General features: G+C 47.5%; 2 protein-coding genes. Both read right to left on the reverse strand.

All coding sequences use genetic code 11. From position 1 onward, the window contains the following. Nucleotides 1–73: 73 nt before the first annotated feature. Complete coding sequence (locus AB4589_RS25395) at nucleotides 74–415, reverse strand: GPW/gp25 family protein (RefSeq protein ID WP_048615433.1); 342 nt, start codon at nucleotides 413–415, stop codon at nucleotides 74–76. A 120-nt stretch (nucleotides 416–535) separates the two neighbouring features. After that, the coding region (locus AB4589_RS25400) for a phage baseplate assembly protein V (protein WP_372101957.1) at nucleotides 536–1,221 on the reverse strand (686 nt) is incomplete at its 5' end.

Below are 1,221 nucleotides of genomic sequence, written 5' to 3' on the forward strand. Positions count from 1 at the left end.
ATGGATACTGTCTCCTGTTCATCAGTGGAGTCAGTATCTGAGATTATTGGAGGATAATTTCCGTTCGGCAGGCTTAAGCGTTAGTAAAATCGAACACGTCACTTTGCCCCGTGGCGAGGATTTGGCAAGAAAGCTTAATGCCAATAATGCCCTGTGGCAAATCGGTTTGAGTGACCACAATACTGTCGAGTTTGACTCGAGGCTCATACTTAGCCACCGATTCAGCAATGGACACTTTCAATCCTTGCACTTCCCATTGAGGCTTATCAATGTACTCCAATGCATCCGCTGCGTAATCCGGCATATAAATCCGTTCGCCTTTGCCGGTGTACACAATCATAAAAAGTGACTGCTTGATATCGGCCACCAAATCGGTGTTTCGTCCGCTTCCTGCAAATTTGAGTGAGTAGGTCATGCGTACCCCGTTTGAATTCGTTTGAAATCCGGTTTGAATGAGTTTGAATAAAATTATTTGAACATTCACACCCGATAGAAATTAAGCGCCCTCAGAATCGCTCTGAGGGCGTTTTGTCATTTATTGGTTTGCGGTGGACGTTGGTCTGCCTTCTGCGTCATTGTGTTTATGGCTAATCACGGCGACTGTGACACCATTGATGGTCACCGAGCCTTTCATGGTGGCACCGCTGTTCATCACGGCTGCACCCCCCGTTGTACTACCATATCCTGCGGCCCCGACGAGTCCGGTAAATGTTGCTGTCATATCCCCCGTCAGCGCTTTGGTAATATGGGTTTGACCATTGAGTAAAATGGTCGGTGCATTGACGGTGTATTTAGGGCTATCAATGGTTACACCGGACTCGTTTACGATGAGAGCAGGTTCGTTACCTTTAATTTTTAATACGCCCGTTGCGCTACTTTGGTCATATTCCAAAAGTGTGCCGTCTTTAAACCGGACACCAAACTTATCAACATTCGCGATATAGGGCTTTGCTGATTTGTTCGCCATCGAGCCAAGCACAAAACCAGACATCATTGAACCGCTAGGAATGAACAGACACAGCACTTGCTCACCAGGCTCAAGGTTGCACGAAATGCTCACGTTCTTACTACGAAAGCCCAGCACAGGCAACCAATCTGACTCAGGGTAACGTAGACCAGGGAAAGTCACCTTTACGCGCCTTAGCTCGGTATCCACTTTGCTCACTTTGCCAATGCACACCAGCTTGCGCAGCATGGAGAGCACATCGCTGAGTTTGGTTT

It is taken from the genome of Vibrio sp. 10N.222.49.A3, assembly GCF_041475145.1.
GTDB classification, from domain to species: Bacteria; Pseudomonadota; Gammaproteobacteria; order Enterobacterales; family Vibrionaceae; genus Vibrio; species Vibrio tasmaniensis_A.